Origin of the sequence: Tissierella sp. (assembly GCF_052089545.1) — a bacterium.
Classification (GTDB): Bacteria; Bacillota; Clostridia; order Tissierellales; family Tissierellaceae; genus Tissierella_A.
Genome location: NZ_JBQDAA010000021.1, coordinates 1 through 19,967, shown reverse-complemented (window position 1 = coordinate 19,967; position 19,967 = coordinate 1). Strand labels below are relative to the sequence as shown.

The 19,967-nt window shown below is 29.5% G+C and carries 18 protein-coding genes and 2 other annotated features; of the genes, 14 read left to right on the top strand and 4 right to left on the bottom strand.

What is annotated here, in order from left to right:
- Nucleotides 1-1,339 (bottom strand): RecQ family ATP-dependent DNA helicase (locus tag ACTHW2_RS03180; RefSeq protein ID WP_442262283.1); only part of this gene is annotated, 1,339 nt, incomplete at its 3' end.
- Nucleotides 1,340-1,647: 308 nt separating this feature from the next.
- The gene (locus ACTHW2_RS03175) at nt 1,648-3,192 is read right to left on the bottom strand and encodes an oligosaccharide flippase family protein (protein ID WP_442262282.1); all 1,545 of its coding nucleotides are present in this window, start codon (nt 3,190-3,192) and stop codon (nt 1,648-1,650) included.
- Nucleotides 3,193-3,371: 179 nt separating this feature from the next.
- Nucleotides 3,372-3,561, top strand: a binding site (T-box leader).
- A gap of 298 nt (nt 3,562-3,859) precedes the next feature.
- Here ACTHW2_RS03175 and ACTHW2_RS03170 point away from each other — a divergent pair.
- From ACTHW2_RS03170 to argF, 7 genes are all read left to right on the top strand, one after another.
- On the top strand, nt 3,860-4,111 hold the full coding sequence (locus ACTHW2_RS03170) for a hypothetical protein (protein ID WP_442262281.1): 252 nt from the start codon (nt 3,860-3,862) through the stop codon (nt 4,109-4,111).
- 24 nt (nt 4,112-4,135) lie between these two features.
- Nucleotides 4,136-5,170, top strand: coding sequence for a GTP-binding protein (locus ACTHW2_RS03165; protein ID WP_442262280.1), 1,035 nt, complete (start codon nt 4,136-4,138; stop codon nt 5,168-5,170).
- A gap of 12 nt (nt 5,171-5,182) precedes the next feature.
- Nucleotides 5,183-5,372, top strand: a binding site (T-box leader).
- 98 nt (nt 5,373-5,470) lie between these two features.
- On the top strand, nt 5,471-6,496 hold the full coding sequence (gene argC, locus ACTHW2_RS03160) for an N-acetyl-gamma-glutamyl-phosphate reductase (RefSeq protein ID WP_442262279.1): 1,026 nt from the start codon (nt 5,471-5,473) through the stop codon (nt 6,494-6,496).
- Nucleotides 6,497-6,512: 16 nt separating this feature from the next.
- Nucleotides 6,513-7,733, top strand: a complete 1,221-nt coding sequence (gene argJ, locus ACTHW2_RS03155; protein WP_442262278.1) for a bifunctional ornithine acetyltransferase/N-acetylglutamate synthase — start codon at nt 6,513-6,515, stop codon at nt 7,731-7,733.
- Nucleotides 7,714-8,637 carry an acetylglutamate kinase gene (argB, locus tag ACTHW2_RS03150; RefSeq protein ID WP_442262277.1) on the top strand — a complete coding sequence of 308 codons (924 nt, stop codon included), beginning with the start codon at nt 7,714-7,716 and terminating at the stop codon, nt 8,635-8,637. Before argJ ends, argB begins: the two co-directional genes overlap by 20 nt.
- Nucleotides 8,615-9,805 carry an aspartate aminotransferase family protein gene (locus ACTHW2_RS03145; protein ID WP_442262276.1) on the top strand — a complete coding sequence of 397 codons (1,191 nt, stop codon included), beginning with the start codon at nt 8,615-8,617 and terminating at the stop codon, nt 9,803-9,805. Before argB ends, ACTHW2_RS03145 begins: the two co-directional genes overlap by 23 nt.
- A gap of 17 nt (nt 9,806-9,822) precedes the next feature.
- Nucleotides 9,823-10,818 (top strand): ornithine carbamoyltransferase, encoded by a 996-nt coding sequence (argF, locus tag ACTHW2_RS03140; protein WP_442262275.1) that lies wholly within the window; start codon nt 9,823-9,825, stop codon nt 10,816-10,818.
- A gap of 66 nt (nt 10,819-10,884) precedes the next feature.
- On the opposite strand, the gene ACTHW2_RS03135 is transcribed toward argF, so the two are convergent.
- Together ACTHW2_RS03135 and thyX are read right to left on the bottom strand one after the other, a co-directional pair.
- A complete protein-coding gene (locus ACTHW2_RS03135) occupies nt 10,885-11,214 on the bottom strand; it encodes a 4a-hydroxytetrahydrobiopterin dehydratase (RefSeq protein WP_442262274.1) in 330 nt (109 codons plus the stop codon).
- Between the two features lie 53 nt (nt 11,215-11,267).
- Nucleotides 11,268-11,969 carry an FAD-dependent thymidylate synthase gene (gene thyX, locus ACTHW2_RS03130; protein WP_442262273.1) on the bottom strand — a complete coding sequence of 234 codons (702 nt, stop codon included), beginning with the start codon at nt 11,967-11,969 and terminating at the stop codon, nt 11,268-11,270.
- A 127-nt stretch (nt 11,970-12,096) separates the two neighbouring features.
- On the opposite strand from thyX, the gene ACTHW2_RS03125 reads away from it, so the two are divergent.
- The 7 genes from ACTHW2_RS03125 to ACTHW2_RS03095 form a co-directional block, all read left to right on the top strand.
- Nucleotides 12,097-12,702, top strand: coding sequence for a histidine phosphatase family protein (locus ACTHW2_RS03125; protein WP_442262272.1), 606 nt, complete (start codon nt 12,097-12,099; stop codon nt 12,700-12,702).
- Between the two features lie 21 nt (nt 12,703-12,723).
- Nucleotides 12,724-13,335, top strand: a complete 612-nt coding sequence (locus ACTHW2_RS03120; RefSeq protein WP_442262271.1) for a DNA-3-methyladenine glycosylase — start codon at nt 12,724-12,726, stop codon at nt 13,333-13,335.
- 10 nt (nt 13,336-13,345) lie between these two features.
- A complete protein-coding gene (locus ACTHW2_RS03115) occupies nt 13,346-14,518 on the top strand; it encodes an AI-2E family transporter (protein ID WP_442262270.1) in 1,173 nt (390 codons plus the stop codon).
- Between the two features lie 17 nt (nt 14,519-14,535).
- Nucleotides 14,536-15,825: a dipeptidase gene (locus ACTHW2_RS03110; RefSeq protein ID WP_442262269.1), complete on the top strand. Its 1,290-nt coding sequence runs from the start codon at nt 14,536-14,538 to the stop codon at nt 15,823-15,825.
- A gap of 242 nt (nt 15,826-16,067) precedes the next feature.
- The gene (fusA, locus tag ACTHW2_RS03105) at nt 16,068-18,134 is read left to right on the top strand and encodes an elongation factor G (protein WP_442262268.1); all 2,067 of its coding nucleotides are present in this window, start codon (nt 16,068-16,070) and stop codon (nt 18,132-18,134) included.
- A gap of 190 nt (nt 18,135-18,324) precedes the next feature.
- On the top strand, nt 18,325-19,515 hold the full coding sequence (locus tag ACTHW2_RS03100) for a bacterial transcriptional activator domain-containing protein (protein WP_442262267.1): 1,191 nt from the start codon (nt 18,325-18,327) through the stop codon (nt 19,513-19,515).
- A 264-nt stretch (nt 19,516-19,779) separates the two neighbouring features.
- The coding region (locus ACTHW2_RS03095) for a hypothetical protein (protein WP_442262266.1) at nt 19,780-19,967 on the top strand (188 nt) is incomplete at its 3' end.

Below are 19,967 nucleotides of genomic sequence, written 5' to 3'. Positions count from 1 at the left end.
CTAAGTTAAATTGTAAGACTCTTTTATTTTTTGAACCTCTTAAAACGTCAATTATTAATCCAGTTCCAAATTTTTCATCTGCCCTATATACACAAGAAATTATTTTTTGTGCCTCCAAAGTTATATCTACCATTTCAGAATTGTCTAGACAATTTCCACAATTATTACAATTTTCGAATCTAGGATTTTCGCCAAAATATTTTAAAATGTCGTTTCTTAGACAATCATTTGTGTGACAATAATCTACAAGATATTGTAAATTCTTATAGAGCAAATTTTCCCTTTCAGGAGATGTCGGATTAACTTGTATAAGGAGTTTTTGCTTAACAATGTCAGCCGGTGAATAAAGAAGTATGCAGTGACTATTTTCACCATCACGACCTGCTCTTCCAGCTTCCTGATAGTAACTTTCCATGTTTTGGGGCATGTTATAGTGTATTACAAACCTAACATCAGGCTTATCTATTCCCATACCAAAGGCATTTGTAGCTACTATTATTTGAGTTTTATTATATATAAAATCTTCCTGAGCTTTATTTCTAGTTTCTGAATCCATACCACCATGATAGGGGACAGCATTAAAATCTGAATTTTTTAATTTATTAGCTAAACTTTCGACAGCTTTCCTAGTCGAACAATATATAATTCCAGACTTATCCGGATAAGTTGTTTTGACAAAATTAGCTATAAAATCTGATTTATTACTTATTTTTTTAACTTCATAAAAAAGATTAGGGCGATCAAAACCTATTATAGATTCGACCAGATTATTAAATTTTATTAAACTTTTAATTTCATCTATTACTTCTTTTGTTGCAGTTGCAGTAAAAGCACTAACTATAGGTCTTTTATTTAAAGAGTTTATAAACTCTGGTATATATCTATAGCTAGGCCTAAAGTCGTGGCCCCACTGACTAATACAATGGGCTTCATCTATTGCTACCATAGATATATTAATGCTTCTAATCAAATTCATAAAAGAATAATTATTTAATCTTTCAGGTGCAATATATATGATTTTATATTTTAAGTCTTTTATATCACGAACTCTTTTTTGTAAGATATCTTCATCTAAAGTACTATTTATAAAAGTAGAAGAGATACCCATTTCTTCTAGACTATCAACTTGATCTTTCATAAGTGATATAAGGGGTGAAATAACAAGAGTGACTCCATCTAAAAGCATTGCAGGAAGTTGATAGCATAGAGATTTACCGCCTCCTGTAGGCATTATTCCAAGAGCATCTTTGCCATTTAAGATACCCTTTACTATTTTTTCTTGACCACTTTTAAAATTATCATATCCAAAATAAGTTTTTAGAACTTCATAAACATCCATAAATTCACATACCTTTCAAACTATATTATATAGGACTTTTAAAAAAAATGCATCCATATAATAAATTTTAAAAGTCTTATATAGTAAAAATATATTAATATAAATAAAAGAGGACAAACTACGACAAATCTAAAATCGACAACATATCCTATATTTGTGAAAGAAAGCAATTATATCTATAATAAAAACGGCTAGTGTATAGAAAATACAATACGTAAAGATCTGATAGGAAAAAAGCTAGAAGTCGTGTATATGAAGTGATCATGTAGAATAATTTAAAAATTTAAAAGATAAATAATTTGAATTATTTATCTTTTAAATGGAAAGATTTTAATAAAAAAATCTTTAGGCAATGCATTTGTTATAACTAAGATAAAAATATATGATAAAAAGGATATTAAAATACTAAATAAAAGGTTGGGCAAACCTATTAAACTTAAGTTTTCTAGGTTTCCTGTTGTAATATGTATATAAAATATCATAAATAAAGACGCTATTATAGGTTTAATAAGTATATCTACATAATCTAATTTAAGTTTTATTCGACTTCTTAAGCTAAAGATGTCGAATGAAAGAATGATTAGACTAGATACAAAAAAACTAATAAAAAATCCATTTATTTCATAGTTAGGATTTCCTACTAAAATATATATAAGAATTACTCTAATGCTCATACCTATCATTCTATTTATAGTAGAACTTTTTTCTAGATTGATACCAGCAAGTATTCCAGAAAATAAATGTTGAAGTGCTATGAGTGGTGTTCCTAGTGCTAAAATCTTTATATAAGGGCCTACAAGTATATCTCCATATAAATTTAGAGATATAGATTTATGAAAAAATAGGAATATAATAGTTAAAGGTATAGAGATAAGAAGAGTGGCTTTAATTGAGATTGAAATATCCTCTTCTATATTTTTATGTTTTTTCATCATAATTTGTTGGGATAAACTTGGAATGAGACCTACTACCAGTGCAGATGTAACTACGAAAGGTAGCTGAATTAATGGCATAACCATACCCATTATCCTACCAAATGTTTCCATTGCAAGATTACTAGTATATCCTGCATACATAAGCCTAGAAGGTATAAGTAAAGAATTTAGAAAACTTAAACTAACATTAAAAACTCCTGAAATAGTTAAAGGGCCTGCAAATATTAAAAATTTAGATATTGTTGTAAAACCACTCCAATCACCAGGATTAGATTTTATTTTTTGCTTATACAATCTTTTTTTTGAGTACAAAGACCATAAAAGATCGAAAAACTCTCCTATACTTATTCCCATAATAGCTATGAGTGTGCCATAAAAGGGATTTATAGGCTTTAATATATAAAGAAGTCCTATAACTATTATAAATCTAGAAAAATGTTCTATAGTTTGTGCTACACTTGGAGTGAGCATGTTTTTTCTTCCATAAAAATAAGATCTAACTATATTACTACAAGATATAATAATTATAGGAGGTATTAGAAGATATACAGCTCTTATCATAGATTCATCTTTAAAAACATGAATTGCTATAGCTTTTGCAAATATAAAAAGAATAAGGCTTAGAATTAAAGACATAAAAAAATTAAACTTTAAGGCAGTTTTAAATATTTTTTCAACATTATTTTTATTTTTTAAAGAAGATTCTTCAGCTACAAGTTTTGTAACAGAAGTTGGTATACCAGAAATAGTAAATACTAAAAAAAACATTACTACTGATATAGACATTTGAAAGATACCCATTGCTTTAGCACCAAGGATTTTAGATAGGAGTATTTCATAAGTAAAACCGAAAAATCTAGTAAATATATTCATAAATATCATTATAAAAGATCCATATATAAATCTTTTTTTAGTCAAATAATCACCTCTTAGTACACTTATATTAATGTATATGTAAATAGATAAAAAAGATGTTATACTAAAATTTTATAAAAAATAATTAAAAATAAATAAAATAATCCTTGCATATTTTATTTATTTAATATATAATCATTAATTAATACAATATAAACAATAATTAATAAATTCAGAAAATATAGAATCTAATGATTGGAAGAGTAAATATAGTCTAGTTTAAAGCGAGTTAGAGTAGAGTGTGAGTCTAACAAATGAAGCTATATTGAAGAGAACCCATGAAGATTGTCGGCTAAATGTCGTTAAAAAGTTAAGTGGAAGTAGTTTATCTATTTCAATTAGAGTGGTACCGCGAATCCCTTCGTCTCTGTCTAGAGATTGAAGGGATTTTTTTATGACCTAACCCCATTTGTGAATTTTGCAAATGGATGGCACCCTGGGGCACTCCCAAATTGAGTCCTACGGAGTAAAAAAAGGTTGTAGGTCAAACGCAATGAGCTCCCAACCTTAATGTAAGTTTATGATAGGGGTTTCCGCTAGGATAATTTTACACGACCTTTAGGGAGTGAATAAAATTGTGATGCGAAACTGCGTAAACAGTATAAAATTACAAGTATTAGCTTGAAACGATAATTTAAAATTGTAAGCGATAAAAAAAGGAGGAAGATTTATGGAAAAGATAAATGTACTTATAATGGGAGCAGCTGGAAGAGATTTTCATGTATTTAATACTTATTTTAGAAATAATGAAAAATATAATGTACTAGGTTTTACTGCGGCGCAAATACCAAATATAGATGGAAGAAAATATCCAAAAGAATTAACAGGGGAACTTTACCCGGATGGAATTGATATTTATACAGAAGATGATTTAGAAAAACTAATAAAAGAAAAAGATATCAAACAAGTCATATTTGCATAGAGCGATATTTCTCATGAAGATCTTATGCACAAAGCATCTACTATCCTAAGTATGGGGGCAGACTTTAGACTTATGGGCCCTGAAAATACAAGTATAAAATCTACAAAACCGCTTATATCAATTTGTGCTGTAAGAACTGGAGTAGGGAAAAGTCAAACAACTAGAAAAGTATCCCAAGTTCTTAAGAATATGGGTAAAAAAGTAGTAGCTATTCGTCATCCTATGCCATATGGTGACTTAAAAAAACAAATTTGTCAAAGATTTGAATCATATGAGGATTTAGATAAGCATGAATGTACAATAGAGGAAAGAGAAGAATATGAACCACATATAGACAATGGAATAATAGTTTACTCTGGTGTAGATTATGAAAAAATTCTAGAAAAGGCAGAAAAAGAAGCAGATATAATTATTTGGGATGGAGGAAATAATGACTTTTCATTTTATAAATCAGATTTAAATATAGTCTTAGTAGATCCTTTAAGACCAGGCCAAGAAATTACTTATCATCCTGGAGAAACAAATCTTAAGATGGCTGATGTAATAGTTATAAATAAGATAGATTCTGCTAGAGAAGAAGAAATAGATATAGTAAAGAAAAATATAGCTAAATACAATAAAGATGCAAAAGTTATAGAAGCAGAATCTCCAATATCTCTTTCTGATCCAGAAGAAATAAAAGGTAAAAAGGTTTTAGTTATAGAAGATGGACCTACACTTACTCATGGTGGAATGAAATATGGAGCTGGGATGGTTGCAGCTAAAAAATATGGCGCTAAAGAAATTGTTGACGCTAAGCCATATGCTATAGGAAGTATAAAGGAAACATATGAAAAATATAACCATATAGAACTTATACTACCAGCAATGGGATACGGAGATAAACAAGTAAAAGAATTAGAAGAAATAGTAAATAGTGTTGCTTGTGATTTAGTTATATCTGGCACACCGATAGATATTCAAAGAGTAATATCTACAAATAAAAAAATAGTAAGAATTGGCTATAGCTTAAAGGAAATAGGAGATATAGATTTAAAAGATGTACTAAAAGACTTTTAAAACTAAATATAATAAGATCTGGTGATTGGAAGAGTAAATATAGGGAAGTTTAAAGCGAGTTAGAGTAGAGTGTGAGTCTAGCAAATGAAACTATATCGAAGAGAAGCCATAAAGATTGTCGGCTAAATGTCGTTACAAAGTTGAGTGGAAATAGTTTATCTATTTCAATTAGAGTGGTACCGCGAATCCCTTCGTCTCTTAATAGAGATTGGAGGGATTTCTTTATGATCTAATCCGATTTAAGTATTTTATAAATCGATTTGTGATGTGAAACTGTGATATCTAAAAGGAGGAAGAAAATTGATAAAAGTAGCAGTAGTAGGTTCAACTGGATATGTAGGGACTGAGATTATTAGACTATTAATAAATAATCCTGAAGTAGAATTAAAATATATTACATCAAAAACTTATGAGGGGGAAAGTTATAGTTCTATTTATGAAAATTATAGGGATGTATTTACAGAAGTGTGCACGACTAAAGATTTAGAAAAAATAGCTGAAGAGGTTGATCTAATATTTATGGCTCTTCCTCATGGATTAGTTTCTAATCAAATAAATAAATCTATTCTTGAAAAAGCAAAAGTAATAGATTTAAGTGCAGATTATAGATTAAAAGATAAAAAAGTATATGAAAGCTGGTACAAGACAGAACATGGTTCTCCAGAACGTTTAGAAAAGAGTGTTTATGGACTATGTGAAAAAAATAGAAAAGACATAAAAGAAGCTAGACTAGTAGCAAATCCAGGCTGCTATCCAACTGCTAGTATACTTTCTCTTATGCCTTTACTAGGAGAAGATATGATAGAAAAAAACAATATAATAATAGACGCCAAGTCAGGTGTTACGGGTGCAGGTAGATCCTTAAATCTAGGTAGTCACTTTACTGAATGCAATGAAAGTATAAAAGCATATAGCATAGGAAGTCATAGACATACACCTGAAATAGAAGAACAGCTTGGAAGTTTAGTCAACTTTACTCCACATTTAATTCCAATGAACAGAGGGATATTAACTACTTCCTATGTAAATTTAAAAGAAAAGCTAAATTATAGAGATATAAAAAAAATATATGAAAAATATTATAGTGGAGAATATTTTATAAGACTTACAAAAGAAAATATATTTCCTCAGACAAAATGGGTTAAGGGTTCAAATTTTTGTGATATAGGGTTTAAGGTAGATGCAAGAACAAATAGGCTTATAGTAGTTGGCGCTATAGATAACATGATAAAGGGCTCTGCAGGTCAGGCTATTCAAAATATGAATATAATGTTTGGGTTAAAAGAAAACAGAGGACTAGAAGATGTGTCCATGTTTCCAATATAAAAAAAGGGGTGTAGATATGAAAATTATAGATGCTGGTATTACAACACCAAAGGGATTTAAAGCAGCAGGTTTTTTTGGAGGAATAAGAAGAAAAAAGGATGATATGTCTCTTATATATAGTGAAGTTCCAGCCAATTGTGCGGCAGTTTTTACTAAAAATACAGTAAAAGCAGCTCCAATACTTTTAGATATAGAGATATTAAAAAATACAAATCTTATTCAAGCTATAGTGATAAATAGTGGTAATGCAAATGCCTGTACTGGGAAAAAAGGTTTAGAAGATGCTAAAACTATGGTGGAGACTGTAAGAGAAGTTCTTAAACTAGATAAAGATAGAGTATTAGTCTCATCTACTGGCGTTATAGGAAGTCCACTACCGATTGATAAAATAACAAAATCAATAAAAGAAAATTATAAGAAACTTGGAAATACTATAGAAGATAGTAACAATGTGGCAAATGCCATAATGACTACAGATACCTTTCAAAAGAAAGCATCTGTAGAAATAGAAATAGAAGGTAAAAAAGTAACTATAGCAGGTATAGCTAAAGGATCAGGCATGATCCATCCAAACATGGGAACTATGCTAGCCTATATAACAACAGATATAAATATATCTCATAAGCTTTTAGATGAGCTATTAAAAGAAAGTACTAAGGATTCCTATAATATGATATCGGTAGATGGCGATACAAGTACAAATGATAGTTTAATAGTTTTAGCAAATAAAATGGCAGGAAATAAAGAGATAAATATAAAAGATGAAAATTATTATAAATTTAAAGAAGCTTTTGACTATATAAACCTATCTTTAGCCAAACAAATAATAAAAGATGGAGAAGGGGCTGGGAAATTTATAGAAGTAAATATAAAAGGAGCCAAGACTAAAAAGGATGCTAGAGAATTTGCTAAATCAGTTATAAGTTCTAGTTTAGTTAAAACAGCATTTTTTGGAGAAGATGCAAATTGGGGAAGGATAGTTTGCGCTCTTGGATATACAGAGATTGATTTTAGTTTAGAAAAGTTTAGCATAAATATAGAAAATAAAGAGAATAAAATAGATCTTATGAAAGACGGTATTCCTTTAGTCTTCAGTGAAGAAAAAGCTCTTGAAATTTTGAAAATGAAAGAAATAAAAGTAAATATTTCCTTAGGAGAAGGAACAGAAAGTGCTACTGCTTGGGGATGCGACTTAAGTTATGATTATGTAAAAATAAATGGAAGTTATAGAAGTTAAAAGAGGTGAAAAAATGGATGAGATATTAAAAAAAGCAAATACCCTTATAGAAGCTATACCCTATATAAAAAAGTTTTCAGGTAAAACATTTGTAATAAAATACGGTGGTAGTGCAATGGTGGATGAAGACATAAACAAACTTTTAATAAAAGATATAGTATTATTTAAACTATTAGGAATAAATATTGTTATAGTTCATGGAGGCGGGCCATTTATAAAGGAAACTCTTGATAAATTAGGTAAGTATAGTGATTTTATAGATGGACTTAGGGTTACAGATAGTGAAACAATGGAAATAGTAGAGATGGTATTATCAGGAGGAGTAAATAAAAAAATAGTAAATAGTATAGAAGCCCACGGTATAAAATCTGCAGGAGTAAGCGGTAAAGATGGAAATATTTTAACAGCTAAAAAGAAAGAAATAAAAAATGGAGATTTGGGATTTGTAGGGGATATAAAATCTGTAGATACATCACTAATAAAAACCCTTCTTGAAAAAGATTTTATACCTGTTATATCTCCAGTGGCTAAAGATGAAAATTTTGATACTTACAATATAAATGCGGACTATGCAGCATCTGAGATCTCAAGTAGATTAAATGCTCAAAAGCTTATATTTATAACTGATACTAAAGGTGTAATGAAAGACGTAAATGATGAAAAAACTCTTATATCTTTGATGGATTTAAAAGGTGCAAAAGAAAACATTGAAAAAGGAATAATATCAGGGGGGATGATTCCAAAAGTAGAATGTTGTGTAAAGGCAGTAGAAAATGGTACTAAACAAGTTCATATAATAGATGGAAGAATGAAACACAGTATGATACTTGAAATATTTACTGATGAAGGTATAGGAACTATGTTTGTAAAGGGAGGAAACTATGAAAAATCAAAAAATAATTGAAAAAAGCAATAAATATATAATGAACACATATAATTCATTTCAGATCCAATTGGAAAAAGGAAAAGGTGTCTATGTTTGGGATATTGAGGGTAAAAAATATATAGATTGTGTAGCTGGGATAGCAGTAAATGTACTTGGATATTCCGATGAACAATATATAGAAGCTATACAAAAACAATTTGAAAAAATTCATCACAGTTCAAACCTTTATATAACCAAGCCAGCAGTTCTGCTTGCAGAAACATTAGTTGAAAACAGTCAATTTGATAAGGTGTTTTTCTGCAATAGTGGTACAGAAGCTATGGAGGCATCTATAAAATTAGCTCGTAAACATGGATGTAAAAACAAGGGAGAAAAAGCAACAGAAATAATAAGTATGAAAAATTCATTTCATGGAAGAAGTCTTGGAGCATTAACTGCAACGGGTCAGCAAAAATATCAGGAAGGCTTTGGACCACTCATACCTGATATAAAATATGCAATATATAATGATTTTGAGTCCTTAAAGAATCTAGTAAGTGAAAATACATGTGGAATAATTCTAGAGGTTATACAAGGAGAAGGCGGAGTAATACCTATAAATAAAGAATATTTGAAAAAAGTTAGAAAACTTTGTACTGAAAGTGATATAGCACTTATATTTGACGAAGTTCAAACAGGAATAGGTAGAACTGGTAAACTATTTGCATATGAAAACTACGGAATATCACCAGATATAATAGCACTAGCAAAGGGACTAGGCGGAGGAGTTCCTATAGGAGCCATGATGGCAAAAGAGAAGTTTGCTCTTAGCTTTAAACCTGGAGACCATGCCTCGACTTTTGGTGGAAATCCAATAGCTACTAGTGCTGGAAATCATATATTGTATAGGCTTTTAAATGGTGGAGTATTAAAAAATGCACAAGAAAGTGGAGATTATCTAAAAGAGAAATTAGAAGAATTAAAGAAAAAGTATAAGATTATAAAAGATGTTAGAGGAAAAGGACTTATGCAGGGTATAGAAGTAGATATAGATCCTAAAAAGATAATAAAAAATACTATGGAAAATGGATTACTTTTAGTAGGTGCAGGTGAAAATGTCATAAGATTTGTCCCACCTTTAATAATTACAAAAGAAGAGATAGATGGAGCAATTTCTATTTTAGAAAAATCACTAGAAACAGTATAGATTTAAGGAGGATATATATGGATATAAACTTGAAAGGAAAAAGCTTTTTAAAACTATTGGATTTTACACCAGAGGAAATAAACTATCTTTTAAATTTATCAAGTGAATTAAAAAAGTCAAAACAAAGTGGTAAAGAGTCAAAAAACTTGGAAGGAAAAAATATAGCTTTAATATTTGAAAAAAATTCAACAAGAACTAGATGTTCATTTGTTGTAGCTGCAAGAGATGAGGGAGCATACCCTGAATTTTTAGGGAAAAATGATATACAATTAGGGAAAAAAGAAACGGTAAAAGATACTGCTAGAGTACTTGGAAGAATATTTGATGGGATAGAATTTAGAGGCTTTGAACATGAAACTGCAGAAGTTTTATCTAAATATTCAGGGGTACCAGTGTGGAATGGACTTACAGACAAATATCATCCTACGCAAATCTTAGCAGATCTTATGACTATAAAAGAAGTGAAAGGAACTCTTAAAGGTATAAAGCTTTCCTATGTAGGAGATGGAAGAAATAATATGGCAAATTCTTTATTAATAGGAGCTGCTAAAATGGGAATGGATATTGCCATAGTTTCTCCTAAAAAGCTTTTTCCAGAAGAGGATATAGTTAATGAAGCTGAAAAGATAATAAAAGAAACAGATGGTAAAATTACCATAACAGAAGATATAGAAGAAGGGGTTAAGGATTCTCATATAATATATACAGATGTATGGGTTTCCATGGGAGAAGAAGATGAGTTTGAAGATAGAATAAAGCTTTTAAAACCATATGCAGTAAATATGGATATGATAAAAAAAGCTAAAAAAGATGTTAAATTTATGCACTGTTTACCTGCATTTCATAATACTGAAACTGAAGTTGGCAAAAAGATATATGAGGATTATGGACTTAAATCTATGGAAGTAACAGAAGAGGTATTTGAGAGCGAATATTCTATAGTCTTTGATCAGGCAGAAAATAGAATGCATACTATAAAAGCTGTTATGGTAGCAACTCTTGGAAACTTGTAAATAATATATAATCATACCTCTAAAGCATATGCTTTAGAGGTATAGTATTAATAACTTATATCTCTTTTATATATTGTCTATTTTCGAAGCCATTATAAAGTCGTTTTCATGAAGACCATTTATTTTGTGTGTCCATAGATTTACAACTACCTTTCCCCAAGAAAGGAAAATATCAGGGTGATGTCCTTCTTCTTCTGCAATAGCACCTATTTTATTTGTAAAATCCAAGGCTTCTTTAAAGTTTTTAAATTTATAGGTTTTTTCTATAAATCTATTATCGTCTTTTACCTCCCAACCCTCTTCTAAATCTTTTAAAAAATTTTTTACTTCTTCTGGCTCTAAAGTCGGGGCACCTTCACTACAAGGTACACATTTCTTATCTTTTAATTCAGTCAAATTTATCACTCCTTAAATACTAGTATACTAAATATATACCCAAATCTGCTTATTTAATCAAAAAGAGATTCTAATGATACAGGATAAGCAGCTTTAGAAAGTTCAAGTATTGCTTTTGCATATTCTTGTATCTCCTTTTGAGCATCTTTTTCAATTCTCTGCTGTATAAAATGAGCAACAGATTGAAGAGAAGCAGTCCAATACCATCTTACATAAAGGCCATAAGCAGGTAAGAAGAGTCTTGCCTGTTCAGCACATATATTGTCTTGCATAGCTTGATTATACAGTTTTAGACCATCATCAGCATAATCCATAAGCTTTTTAGTATATTCTTTGCCTAATTCCCAATCTATACATGGTCCACTGCCCTGCTTAGAGTTTTCAGGGATACTTCTCCATTCATCTTTTTGTGGTATATAAAATTCAGCTTGCTCAGTAATATACCTTCTACTTGATTCGTTCCAAGCATTTAGTGAATCACCAATCCCTTCTTGATGCGATGAACCAACTATATACTTCCACCATTGACGTGCAACCATGAGAGGTGCATATACTTCGAACTGAAGCATAGCATGCCTAAAAGGAGAAGTATGATCTTCTCTTGCTAAAAACTTTATCAGTCTAATATCTCTATCAGTTAAACTTTTTGATTCTTTAGCATAAGATACCCTTGCTGCATTTGCAATAGTCAAATCGGAACCTAAGGTATCTACAAGCCTTACATATCCTTTATCTAATACATCTATAATATTCATAAGAACACTCCTTTTAAAATCAATCTTTAATAAATAATACCCTTAAACTATAAAATAAATCTAAAATATAATAAATGGCAATATCTTATGCTATAATAATAGATAATGATAAATAGGAGCTGATAATTTGAAACTATATATTATAAGACATGGACAAACTGAATGGAATGCAGAAAGAAGACTTCAAGGTTGGAATAATTCTAATCTAACTCAAAAGGGTATATCTGATGCTAAAAGACTATCTAAAAGATTGGAAGATATAGATTTTGATCATATATATTCAAGCCCGCAAAAAAGGGCATTTGAAACTGCTAATATAATGAAAAGAGATCGAAGTATGGATATAATAAAATTAGATGGTTTAAAAGAGATTGGGTTTGGTAAGTGGCAAGGAATGAAAATAGAAGATATAGAAGAAAAATATGGAGATGAGTATAACACCTATAAAAATGCACCGCACTTATATAAACCTATTGAAGGGAGTGAGTCATTTGAAAATATGTTTAAAAGAGTAGAAGACTCTCTTAGGACCATAATAGAAAAAGGTGGAGAAGAAGTACTTATAGTATGTCATGGTGTAACAATAAAAATTTTAATATCTATTATTAAAAAGATACCACTAGAAGAACTTCCTAATATACCTATTCATGTAGGAACAGCTTTAAATATTTGTAAAGTTAATGAAGAGAAAATAGAATTTATAGTAGAGGGAGATACTAGTCATATGGAATAAAAAAGTGATTAGGAGGAAGAAATGAGATTAAAAAGAGAATTTTTTACCAGAAATACAAAGATTGTAGCAAAAGAACTTCTTGGAAAAATTTTAGTTTTAAATAAGAATGGTAAGGTCTATAAAGGGAGAATCGTAGAAACAGAAGCCTATACTGGTGATAATGATGATGCGGCTCATTTTCATAAAGGGCTTACAGATAGAACACGAGTAATTAAAGAATCAGGAGGACATCTTTATATATATAATATATATGGCATATATCAATGTATGAATGTTGTAGCAGAAAAGGAAAATGTTTTAGGGGGAGTCCTTCTTAGAGGAGTAGAACCTATAGAAGGAATCCAATGGATGTATGAAAATAGATATAAGAAAAAATATATAGATCCTAAGAAAAGAGAAATTATAAATCTTACTAATGGACCTGCTAAACTTGTTATGAGTTATGGGATTACAAAAGATGAGTTTTATGGAGCAGACTTAGATAGTGATGAGAGAATTTGGCTAGAAGATGCAGAAACTATACCGGAAGATGAAATAATAAAAACACCAAGGATAAATATAGACTATGCAAAGAGTAAAGATTATTTATATAGATTTCTTATAAAGAATAATAAATTTATTTCTAAGAAATGAGGATTGAATGATGAAAGTTAAATGGAATGAAAGGTATAATACCATAGCTGTATATGCTTTATTAGTAACATTTTTAAGCATAGTATTTTATGTTATTGCATCTGAGGTAAATCTTTTTAAAATACAGGTAAATAGATATTTAAGTATATTTTCTCCTATCATAATAGGTTTTATAATGGCTTATATATTTAATTTTATATTAGAATTTTATGAAGCATATATATTAGGAAATATATTTGTAAAGAAACATAAAAAAAGAGATAGAATACTAGGTATAGTTCTAACTTATTCTACAGTATTTTTGCTTCTTTTCTTATTTCTTAACTTTATTTTACCACAACTTATAGAATCTATAATGGGGCTTGTAAATGATATTCCAAACTATGTAATAGATATAAGCAATAAAGTGATAGAGTATAGTGAAAATTTCTATATAAATGATGAATATTATAAGATTGTTTTAGACAAATGGGGTGAATTTGAGGATTATATTATAAAATTTGCAACAGATCTTATACCTAAGCTAGGAAATTTAACCAAGTCTATCCTATCAAGTATATGGAATATAGTTTTAGGAGTTATAGTTTCAATATATTTACTTGTAGATAAGGAGAAGTTTATTGCACTTATTAGAAAGGTACTATTTGGAGCATTTTCTGAAAAACATGCTAAATTTATGATTAAAATAGGAATGAGAACAGACAGTATATTTGGAAAGTTTTTGAGTGGAAAAATCTTAGATTCAATTATAATAGGAGCATTAACATTTGGAATACTTACTGTTACTAAAATGCCTTATGTACTATTGATTTCCTTTATAATAGCAGTTACTAATATTATACCGTTTTTTGGTCCTTTTATAGGAGCTATTCCATCATTTTTTATAATAATGTTTGTTTCTCCTGTAAAAGCTCTATGGTTTTTAGTGCTTGTAGTTATAATCCAGCAAATTGATGGAAATATTATAGGACCCAAGATACTTGGAGACTCACTTGGTATATCAGCTTTTTGGATAATGTTTTCCCTACTAGTTGCTGGAAAACTACTAGGCTTTATAGGTCTGATAATAGGAGTACCATTATTTGTACTATTTTATTCTATAATAAAAGATATAATTGAAGATAGATTAGATAAAAAAGGTCTACCTGTAGATACTGAGGAATACTATAATGATAAGACTTAAATAAAGGTGGGCTTAGTATGAAAAAAGATATAATAGTTGATTGCCACAACGATACTATGTTAAAAATGATAGATAAAGATACCTTTTTACCTATGTGGGATTTAGGTAAAAATTTAGACAACCATATAGATATAAGGAAGTTAAAAAAAGGGGGACTAAATGTTCCCTTTTTTGCTGCCTATACTCCAGGATACTTTAATAACCATAAAAAAGATATAAGCAGAACACTTTCTATGATAAATGCACTTTACCATACTGAAAAGATGAATTGTAATGATTTAAAGATAGCTTATTCTTTAGAGGGAATTTTAAAGACTATAAAGGAAGGAAAGATTGCAGCTGTTTCTACTATAGAAGGTGGATATAGCTTAGTAAAGGAAAATGCTATCGAACTTTTAAACCAATACTATGACTTAGGTGTTAGGGCAATGAGTCTTACATGGAACTATTCCAATGAATTAGGAGAAGGGGTATATAGAAAATATGATGATTTAGATAGATCACCTTCATCCGGAGGACTTACAAGCCTTGGAAAAGAAGTAATAAAAAAAATGAATAATCTTGGAATGATAATAGACGTGTCTCATTTAGATGAGGGAACTTTTTGGGATGTTATAGATACTTCCACATCTCCTATAATAGCATCTCATTCAGGAGCTTATAACTTAAAAAAACATGGTAGAAACTTAAAAGATGAACAGCTCTTAGCATTAAAAGAAAAGAGTGGAGTAATAGGAGTAGTTTTGTATCCAGGTTTTATAAGTGATAAAGAGGATGTCTATGTAAAAGATTATGTTGATCATATAGACTATATAGTAGATTTAATAGGGATAGATTATGTGGCAATAGGTTCTGATTTTGATGGAGCTAGTATGATTAAAGACCTAAAAGATGCATCTCAAATAGGAAAAATAATAAATGAATTGGAAAAAAGAGGATATAGCTATAAAGAGATTGAAAAGATAAAGTACAAAAATATATTTAGAGTAATGGATAAAGTTGAAAAATTAAGAGAAAAAAGGATTGAATCTATTATAGAAATCTGTAGTAATATAAATTTTGGAGAACAGATTAATAGCTTAGAGTTTAAGGCTAATCTTAAAATGACCAATATTAAAGATATTGATTTAGAAAATTCAAAGATAATAATTGATGGTATAGATTATAAAATAAAATTGGATAAAGAAAATAAATATATATATTTTAATTTAGAAAAGGATTTAAAAGAAACTTTTCATGTAATAACTTTTAAATTAGTAGATAAAGATGGGCTAATTAAAAAAGATACCTCTATATTTTATATATAAAATATAGAGGTATCTTTAATTTAAAATTCTTATCTGTAGATGTTTATATTTATTATAAAACTTCTACAAGAATAATACAATAAATATATATAGGAAAAGTTCTATGATAAAGATATATTTCATGATATAATCTAAATATAGTAATATTCAGAAAATTTTGGGTATATAGTTATATATTAGTTATCAAAGTTTAAAACTTTAAATTAAAAAAATAAATACATTTGTTAAGGGGGAAATGCATAATGAAAACTTATCAGGCACAAGACATTAGAAATGTGGCTTTTGTAGGACATGGTGGAAGTGGTAAAACCACATTAACCGAAGCAATACTCTTTACAGCTGGAATTATTAAAAGACAGGGAGATACTGAAGAAGGGAATACGATTTCAGACTTTGGTAAAGAAGAAATTGATAGAGGTATTTCAATAGGGACTTCTTTGATACCAGTAGAATGGAATGATAAAAAAATTAATATACTAGATACTCCTGGTTATTATGATTTTGTAGGTGAAACATATGGAGCACTAAGAGCTAGTGAGGGAGCTATTCTTGTAGTGGACGCCTCTTCTGGAGTACAAGTAGGAACTGAAAAAGCATGGAAACTACTTGAAGATAATGGTAGACCTAGATTTATATTTCTAAATAAAATGGATAAAGAAAATGTAGATTTTGATAAATTGATGGATGAATTAAAAGAAAAATTTGGTGACAAAATATTTCCTTTTGCTCTTCCTATATCGGTAGGAGAAGATGAAGAGTTTAAGGGAATTGTAAATGTTAGAGACGAAATAGCTTACGAATATATAGATGGACAAAGAAAAGAAATACCTCTAAGAGAAGATGAAATAGAGGCCATAAAAGATATAAGAGAAGGAATGATGGAAAAGGTAGCAGAAACAGATGATGAACTATTAGAGAAATATTTTGCAGGGGAACCCTTTAGTACAGAAGAAATAGCTAAAGGTGTTAGAGACTCCATGGCTAATGGAGAGCTTGTACCTGTATTTTTAGGATCAGCTGAAAAGCGAATAGGAATAGATTACTTATTGAGTGTTATAAATAGATATATCCCTTCTCCGCTAGATGTTGAAATTTATGCTGGAAAAGATAAAGACGATGAAGAAGTTCAAAGAAAGGTTAATACTAAGGAACCATTTTCAGCAATTGTATTTAAAACTATAGTAGACCCATTTGTTGGAAAACTTTCTTTATTTAAAGTTGGATCAGGAAAGCTGACACAAGATACAGAAGTTTATAATGCTAATAAAGAAACTAGTGAAAGACTGGGAGGTCTATTTGTATTAAGAGGGAAGGAACAAATAGAAGTAAGTGAAATACTTCCTGGTGACATAGGTGCTACTTCAAAACTTAATAAAACAGAAACGGGAGATACTCTCTGTGATAAAAAGAATATAACTACTTATAGACCACTAAAGTATCCTGAACCTACATTGTTTATGGCAGTAGAGCCAAAATCTAAAGGTGATGAAGAAAAGATAGGTACATCTCTTCAAAGACTTATGGAAGAGGATCCCACTTTTACTTTAGAGAGAAACAAAGATACCAAACAATTGCTTATAGGTGGTCAAGGGAATATGCAATTGACTGTTATAAAGGATAAACTTAAAAATGCCTTTGGAGTAGATGTAGTTCTTTCTACACCTAAAACATCTTATAAAGAAACTATAAAGAATTCTTCTGATGTGCAGGGTAAACACAAAAAACAATCAGGTGGAGCAGGTCAATATGGAGATGTATACATGAAATTTGAACCCTGTGATGAAGAGTTTATATTTGAAGAAAAGATATTTGGTGGTTCCGTACCAAGAAATTATTTTCAGGCAGTAGAAAAAGGAATTAGAGACTCTTTAGATAAAGGTGTACTTGCAGGATATCCTGTTGTAAATATAAAGGCAACTTTGTATGATGGATCATATCATCCTGTTGATTCAAACGATATGGCATTTAGGATGGCTGCTTCTATGGCTTTTAAAAAGGGTGTTGAAGCTGCAAAACCGATATTACTTGAACCTATTATGAAGCTAGATGTTCTTGTTCCAGAAGATTACATGGGTGATGTAATGGGAGATATAAATAAACGTAGGGGTAGAGTTTTAGGTATGGAACAACAAGAAGATGGGACACAACTTATAGTAGGGGAAGTTCCACAGGCGGAAATATTAGAATACACTATAGACTTAAGGTCTATGACACAAGCTAGGGGAAGTTTTTCTATGGAATTTGTAAGATATGATGAAGTTCCATCAAATATGGCAGAAAAATTAATACAAGAGTTACAAAACGAATAGATATAAACATAAAAAGTCTAGCAGATGCTAGACTTTTTTATTTGATCCATAAGATTTATAATAAAATTTTACCAATAAAACATATTGGATGCTATATCAGATAACAAATTTACAATTTTAAGAAAATTATATATGATAAAAAACAATATATAATGGGTATATATCATATGAGGTAAGAGGAGAGGACTATATGATTAAGATATTTACCCTAGGAAATTTTGATATAACTGTAGATGATTATTCTATAATGGAAGATATAGGATCTCATAAGAGACTGATTAAATTATTTAAATATTTTTTAATTAACAACAATACAAAACTTTTGCCAGAAAACATTATAGAGGACCTATATATAGATCAAGATTTCAAAAACCCATTAAATATGCTTAGGACCCAAATAAGCCGACTTAGAAAAAATGCTAAGGTAAAAGATACCGATGAAGATCCTTTTTTTAGTATAAATTATGTAAATGGATATTATATCTTTCAGTTAGGGAAAGGTTACATGATTGATTTTATAGAATTTGAAAAAAGATTAGATGTAGATTTTATGAGATTAAAAAAGGACATAAAGCAGGATAGTTTAAACTTCAAAGAACTTCTATTATTGTACCAAGGACCACTTATGGAAGAAGAAGGTGGGGAAGATTGGATCATACCTACTAGAAGTAAGTATGATAGATTATATGTCAAAGGCTTATCTTATTACATAGACTACCTAAAAGAAAACTCTATGTATACTGAAATTATAGACATATGTGAAGAAGCTATAAAGATAAAACCTTATGAGGAAACTATTCACCACAGTTTTATGGAGGCACTTATAAATTTAGATCAACATTCTTATGCCTTGATACATTATGAGTTTTTTACTAAGAAACTATTTAATGACTTGGAGATAGTACCTTCTAAGGAAACAAAAGAAATTTATAAAAAAATTAAAAATAAACAGGAAAGTAATAGTCAGAATATAGATTTAAATAAAATAGATGAAGAAATGTTAAAATCATTTAATTTTACAGGGGTAATGTTTTGTGGACTTGATTATTTTAAGTTTATGTATAATTATGAGAGAAGAAACAAAGAGAGAAATAAAGATACAAATATAGGTATAGGAATAATCACACTAGAAAGTAGATCTCATAAAGAATTAACTGAGAGGCAAATAGATACAGGTGCACAGCTACTAGAATATACTCTTTTCAAAACACTTAGATTTGGTGATATTGTTACAACATGGAACAATAAACAAGTAATAATGCTCTTATATGGCTTAGGAGAAGAAGGCATAGAATCAGTAGCTAGCAGAATAAATAATTACTTTGATTCGGAAAAACGTGATGATAAATTAGGATTGAGAATAAAAATAAATATTCTATAAATAGATGCTAATAGTAAGCCTGGATATATCAACAGATATATCCAGGCTTTTAGTTTTGAAATCGAGATGTAATAATGTGGAAATTGTTCTGTAATGTGGACCGGTATATATATATAATAGCACAGTTAAGATTCAGACAATTTATTAAATTCAAATAACATACTAATCTTATTATTGTAATTCCAACACAATTCAAAAGGGAGGATTGCTTGGAAAAGTTAAGAATAATCTTAATTAAGGACTTAAAAAAAGGAGGCGTGAGAAATGGATAGCCAATTTAAAAAACTAGTTGCATTTTTAATCGCTGCACTTATGGTTTTAAATATAGGTGTAGGAGTATATGCTGACACCATGATAACTGATGAAGGTGTAATTGTCGAATCAGCTCAGGAGTTTGAGATTCTGGAAGGAGAAGCAGAATCAGAAGATAAAGCAGAATCAGAAGATAAAGC